Here is a 5699-nt window from a genome sequence, read left to right on the forward strand (position 1 = left end):
CGGCTCGTCGGCGGCAAGCCAGATCGGCGACCGCGTCGTGGTCGGCGGCGCCGGCGGCCGCACGCGCTCGGTCGCGAGCCAGATCGTGGCCAAGCAGGAATTCGCCGGTTACTGGGAATATCTGCTGGACGAAGCCGTCTTCACCTATCCCGCGCATCCGAACTGGGGCGGCACCGCGCTGCTCAACGAGCGCGGCGAGTTGATCGGCATCGGCTCGCTTCAGCTGGAGCGTGAACGCGACGGCAAGGCCGAGCACGTCAACATGGTCGTGCCGATCGACCTGTTGAAGCCGATCCTGGACGATCTGCGCAAGTTTGGTCGCGTCAACAAGCCTGCGCGGCCCTGGCTCGGGCTCTACTCGACCGAGATCGACAACCGCGTGGTGGTGATCGGGATCTCCGCCAACGGTCCGGCGGCGCGCGCCGAACTCAAGACCGACGACATCATCCTCGCCGTCGACGGCGACAAGGTCACGAGCCAGACCGCCTTCTACAAGAAGATGTGGTCGCTCGGCGCCGCCGGCGTCGACGTGCCGCTGACCGTGCATCACCAAGGCGTCACCTTCGACGTCACGGTGACATCGACCGATCGCTTCAAGCTCTTGAAGGCGCCGAAGCTGCATTGATCGGCACCACAGGATAACCCTGAGCTGAGTAAGGCTGGCCCGGATGCGCGCGCTCGCCGCGACTCACTGAGGACGCGGCGTTTTTGCAACTTGCAATTTAAACGTGTCTCTGATCCAATTCAGGAATATTTGAATAATGCGTAATGGAATTGATTTGGGGAGGACGCTTTGCTGTCCGCGTCGGGGATCAATTTACAAAACGAACCCACCAGAAAGACAACCAGAGTTCTGGCGGTCCTTGGTCTCATTCTACTTGTGTCCTGCGTCCTTATCGTGGCGTTCGAGGCTCATTTCGATCAATGGCTCTACGAGTCGAAATCCGCTGCGGGAGTAGTGGTATCAAGTGCGAAAGATGCACGCGACGACTGCGGACCCAAACTCAACAAGGATCTCGAACAGCCGAATCCGTTGAGCGAGGAGGCAAAGTCCGACAATGAGGGGAAGCTGCGCATCGTCGCGGTCTGGCCTCCCACAGTCAGACTGGACGGCCACATTTGCGTAGTCGCGGCCGGAGTCGCGTCACAAGCCTCGCTGGACAAGCTCAAGGCGACAGTTGAGCTGAAGGAGAAGGAAGTCGTTGCCGCTCAGACCGCGTTCGACAATGCGCCAGCGGGCAAAAAGGACGGGCCCGAAAGGGAGCTGGCCGCCGTCAAGTTGGCGCTCGTGGCGGCCAAAGCGGCCCGCGATCAGCCAGCTCCGATCGAGGCCGTCTCGCTCTTCCTGAACGGCAGCCGATCTCCGCTAGCGCTTGGTGCACGTGCAACGCCAGCACCCCAGTTGCTCTCTTACAAATTCGGTCAAAATCCCGACGCAACGTCAGAGGACGCCAAATTCTGGCGCAAATTGCTCGGGGGAAAAACAGATCGAGGGGTCGCATCGCTCCGGGTAGGGCTGTCGCGATCTCAAGGCAGTACTCCGGAAATCGAGCGCCAGGAGGCGATCAGATTCCGAGTGTACTGGCCGCCGGTCGTCGGCCTCGGCGCTCTATCGGTTATCCTGCTCGCCGTCGCGTTCGCGATCTTCGCTGCCAACTCGAGCATATTGCGCGACCATGCACTCTCGAACATCGAGATCGCGGAGTACAATGACAGAATTGCCCGTGCGGCAGCCGCAGCTGATCCCGCCAATCAGGCGCTCGCCGACAGATCTGCGCAGGCCACGCAAGTGCTGCTTGCCTGCAAGAACGCCTCCACAAAAGACCATCCGGGAGGTAGCTTCAGCCTAGGCCGGGCTCAAATGGCGCTGTGGCTCGGCCTGTCGATCGCGGGCTTCATCTTCATCTGGCTCACTCTGGGAATTTACAGAAACGTCATCACAGAAGCGATCCTCGTCCTGCTCGGCATCAACAGCGTGACGGGACTCACCGCCGTTATCCTGGACAGAGATGACCCCGACAAACCGGTCGAAAGGGAGATAACGAAAGGCTTCTGGGCCGATCTGATCTCGGACGGCGGCGGTCCCAAGCTGCACAGAATCCAGATGATTGGCTGGACCGGCATCCTCGCGATCATCTTTGCCTGGAATGCCGTCGCGAATTTCATCTTCGTCGAATTCGACGCCTATCTCCTCATGCTCATGGGGATTGTCAATTCCGCGTACCTGGGATTTAAGACTCAGGAGAAGGTGCCGGGCAAGTAGCGCGACCATATGGCCGGATGGCATCGACATTGCCCTACGTCCGGAGGAAGCCGCGATGACCGAGGCCGTGATCGATGACATCGTGGCCGTGCTCCCGCCACTGCTCAATGCGCTGGAAGCGCTTGGATTTTTCCAAAGGCATCTGCATCCGCCGGCCTTTGCTTCTGTCATGAACGCGATCGGCGCGCCGGATGAGGCACTGCAGGCCGCACGTATTGCGATCGCGGATTGGCCGGACCAGTTCGCCGGCCTGCGCGAGCGACTGGACCGCGCCTGCGACGAGACGCTCGCCGCCTTTGCCGGCATCCGCGAGGTCGAGCGCGGCAATGGCGATCTCGTCGCGGTTTTCCGCGCGCTGCGCCACCTGCCGCGCGCGCAGGAGGCGCTTTATCCCCTTTCGGTGCAATTTCCACCGGTGAGCAGCTTCTTCCTCAACGACGCCAATCGCGAAAATGCGAACCTGTTGTCGCGGCTCGAAGTCGGCGCGCGCGAAAATACCGGCATCTTCCACGATCACAACGAGCCCGGCAGCCGCGGCGGCTTCTCGGTCTATGTGCCCGAATATTACTTGGCCGATCGCGCCATGCCGCTGGTGATGGCGCTGCATGGCGGCAGCGGCAACGGCCGCGGCTTCCTGTGGAGCTGGCTGCGCGACGCCCGCAGCTGTGGTGCGATCCTGGTGGCGCCGACCGCGACCGGCCCGACCTGGGCGCTGATGGGCGACGATGCCGATACGCCCAATCTCATGCGCATCCTCGAAACCGTGCGCGGCCGTTGGACCGTCGATGCCTCGCGCATGCTGCTGACCGGGATGAGCGACGGCGGCACCTTCTGTTACGTGAGCGGGCTCGACGGAGCCTCGCCCTTCACCCATCTGGCGCCGGTGTCCGCGACCTTCCATCCGCTGATGGCGGAGATGGCCGACGCCACGCGCCTGCAGAGGCTGCCTGTCTTCATCACCCACGGCAAGCTCGACTGGATGTTTCCCGTGCAGACCGCGCGCCAGACGCAGGCGGCGCTCGCAGCGGCCGGCGCCGATGTCACCTATCGCGAGATCGACGACCTCAGCCACACCTATCCGCGCGAGATCAACGCGGAGCTGCTGGAGTGGCTGAATGGGACCTGAACGATCCGACCTTACCTGCGCCGTACTGCCCCGGAACCATCGCTCCGGGCCGACGTTATTGCCGGTCACCGGAGGTTCGCCATGCAGACTTTTTTCGGAATGGTCCTGGGCGCGCTGCTGCTTGCGGGCGGCGTCTATGTCTATGATTCCATGCAGACGTCATCGGTCGCCAATGGCGAGGTGGCGATCACCAATCGCACCATCGTGAACTGGGACGTGGCGAAGGCGGATTGGGATGCGCTGCGCGATCGCGCGCACAAGGACTGGGTCCGGATCTCGTCGAAGTAACGATGCCGTATCATGAACGAGGCGCCGTCGCGGATCCGCGGCGGCGCCTTTGTGTTGGCTCCGATCAACGCTGCGCGTCAGTTCATCTTGGCCTTGCGGGCATCGGCGATGACCTGCTCGAACTCGGTCATGCTGAGCACGCCGGGTACGCGGTACTTGCCGACGATGAAGGATGGGGTGCCGCTGAAACCAAAGGCTTCAGCCTGCTCGTTGTTGCGCTTGAGCAGGGCGTCGATGTCGCTGCCATGGTCGGCAAGGTCGCGTTTCAGGCGATCCATGTCGACGCCGGCGGCCGCCAGCAACTCGTTGATACGCGGCTCGGTCAGGCGTGAGCTGACGCCCATCAAGGCGTCATGGGCCGGATGGTACTTGTCCTGGAATTTCGCCGCGAGCGCGGTCCGCGCCGCCGTGACCGAGACCGGCCCGAGGATCGGCCAGTCCTTCATCACCAGCCGCACCTTGCCATCGTCCTGGACGACCTGGCGCAGCTCGGGCTCGAGCTTGCGGCAATAGGGGCAATTGTAGTCGGACCATTCGACGATGGTGACGTTGCCGTTGGGGTTGCCGGCGACGGGCGTGTCGGGATCGCGCAGCACCTTGGCTTCGGTCAGCACCTCGTCATTATCGGCGGCTGCCCGCGCCGACGTGATGCGACCCGCCGCGAGGGCGCCCGCCCCGATCAGCGTCAGCGCCGCGCGCCGCGTCGGCACCAGGCCTTTATTCTCAAATCCAGCCATATCTCGTCCCGTTTCGGTCCCATCTCCGCGAATACGGTTCGGGACCGGGAATTGTTACGCTCATATAGAGCGTTGCGGGCGTAAAGTCATCGCGTGCCGGGCGCGGGGTAGCATCGCCATCAGCGTCCCGGTCATGGTGGCGATAGGTGTGATCTTGCCTTCGTGCTCGGCAAAGGCTCTGGCCTCGCAGAAGGTCAGCGTGCGGCCGGGCTTCACCACCTCGGCCTTGAAGACGAAGCGTTCGCCGCGGGCGGGTGCAAGCAGCGTGGTTTTGAACTCGACGGTGAGGATGTCGGCCTCGGGTGGCATCAGAGTGAAGGCGGCGACACCGCAGGCATTGTCCAGGCCTGCCGTGATGATGCCGGCATGGACAAAACCGTTCTGTTGCGTGAAGGCCGGCGAATGCAGCATTGCCAATTCGACCTCGCCCGGCGAAAGGCGGACGATCACGATGCCGAGCGTGCGCATCGCCGGCTGACCGTCGAACAAGGCAATGGCAGCCGCGCGATAGCCCGGATTTTTAGGCTCGAACGCCGCCATGGCTCAGACCTCGGCCGGTTCGGCAAGATGCCTCAAGGCGGTTTGGCGGATGGCATCCGCGAACGGCGCCGACTTCCGCAGCGCACGATCCATCTGCACGCCGGTAATCTCGCAAGTCGCGGCGATTTCGCCGGTCTCGGCATTCCTCATCTCGTGCCGGAACCGGATCGACTTGTCGCTGATCTCAAGCAGGTGACTGCGGATCTCGACGATGTCGCCGGCGAGGAGCTCGCGCCTATAGGTGATGTTCTGCTGCACCGCCGCCATGCCGCGGCCGGAACTGCGCAAGTAGCTCGGCGTCAACCCAAGGCGGGCGAACAAATTCCAATTGGCCTCGTCGAACTTGCCGACATACCACATGATGTTCATGTGGCCGACATGATCGCATTGCCACGGATAGACCGTGCCGCGATAGGTCGCCTCCTGCTCCATCGCAATTCCTCCTGCCCTGTTCCGCCTTTGGCGGCTTCTTGATACGGTAGCGTATCAGGGCTCCGTCGCGCTAGCAATACGGCACCGTATCAAGAATCTGCGAGGCTTCCTTCATGAGCGACGGCAAGGGCGATGTCTGGGTCGAGGCGGGGTTTGCCGAGCTCGCCCGCTCGGGGGTCGAGGGCGTCAGGGTCGAGGTGCTGCGCACGGCGGCGGAGCCGATCGACGAAATCGATCTGCTCGACCGGATCGATGCGCAAATTCCCGGTGAGCCAGAACTGGTCGATACCGCCGCCGATATCGCGATTGCCGT

Annotated in this window: 7 protein-coding genes and 1 pseudogene; 5 read left to right on the plus strand and 3 right to left on the minus strand. The window is 62.8% G+C overall.

Annotated features, from left to right (window positions below):
- The 4 genes from MOV74_RS29740 to MOV74_RS29755 form a co-directional block, all read left to right on the plus strand.
- Nucleotides 1–625: S1C family serine protease (locus MOV74_RS29740; RefSeq protein WP_246930259.1), on the plus strand; the 625-nt coding region annotated here is incomplete at its 5' end.
- Between the two features lie 168 nt (nucleotides 626–793).
- Nucleotides 794–2263, plus strand: a complete 1470-nt coding sequence (locus MOV74_RS29745; RefSeq protein ID WP_246930260.1) for a hypothetical protein — start codon at nucleotides 794–796, stop codon at nucleotides 2261–2263.
- A gap of 55 nt (nucleotides 2264–2318) precedes the next feature.
- Entirely contained in the window at nucleotides 2319–3389 is a 1071-nt protein-coding gene (locus MOV74_RS29750) for a phospholipase (RefSeq protein ID WP_246930261.1), read from the plus strand.
- A gap of 81 nt (nucleotides 3390–3470) precedes the next feature.
- Nucleotides 3471–3677, plus strand: coding sequence for a hypothetical protein (locus tag MOV74_RS29755; RefSeq protein WP_246930262.1), 207 nt, complete (start codon nucleotides 3471–3473; stop codon nucleotides 3675–3677).
- A 77-nt stretch (nucleotides 3678–3754) separates the two neighbouring features.
- Here MOV74_RS29755 and MOV74_RS29760 read toward each other — a convergent pair whose 3' ends face one another.
- From MOV74_RS29760 to MOV74_RS29770, 3 genes are read right to left on the minus strand one after another with little or no spacing between them, the layout of a single operon-like run.
- Nucleotides 3755–4414, minus strand: a complete 660-nt coding sequence (locus MOV74_RS29760; protein WP_246930263.1) for a DsbA family protein — start codon at nucleotides 4412–4414, stop codon at nucleotides 3755–3757.
- Between the two features lie 60 nt (nucleotides 4415–4474).
- Nucleotides 4475–4954, minus strand: a complete 480-nt coding sequence (locus tag MOV74_RS29765; RefSeq protein ID WP_246930265.1) for a PaaI family thioesterase — start codon at nucleotides 4952–4954, stop codon at nucleotides 4475–4477.
- A 3-nt stretch (nucleotides 4955–4957) separates the two neighbouring features.
- The gene (locus MOV74_RS29770; RefSeq protein ID WP_246930267.1) at nucleotides 4958–5386 is read right to left on the minus strand and encodes a thioesterase family protein; all 429 of its coding nucleotides are present in this window, start codon (nucleotides 5384–5386) and stop codon (nucleotides 4958–4960) included.
- Between the two features lie 113 nt (nucleotides 5387–5499).
- On the opposite strand from MOV74_RS29770, the pseudogene MOV74_RS41055 reads away from it, so the two are divergent.
- A pseudogene (locus MOV74_RS41055) lies at nucleotides 5500–5699 on the plus strand (hypothetical protein); the annotation flags it as partial.

Source organism: Bradyrhizobium sp. SHOUNA76, assembly GCF_023006445.1.
Taxonomy (GTDB): Bacteria; Pseudomonadota; Alphaproteobacteria; order Rhizobiales; family Xanthobacteraceae; genus Bradyrhizobium.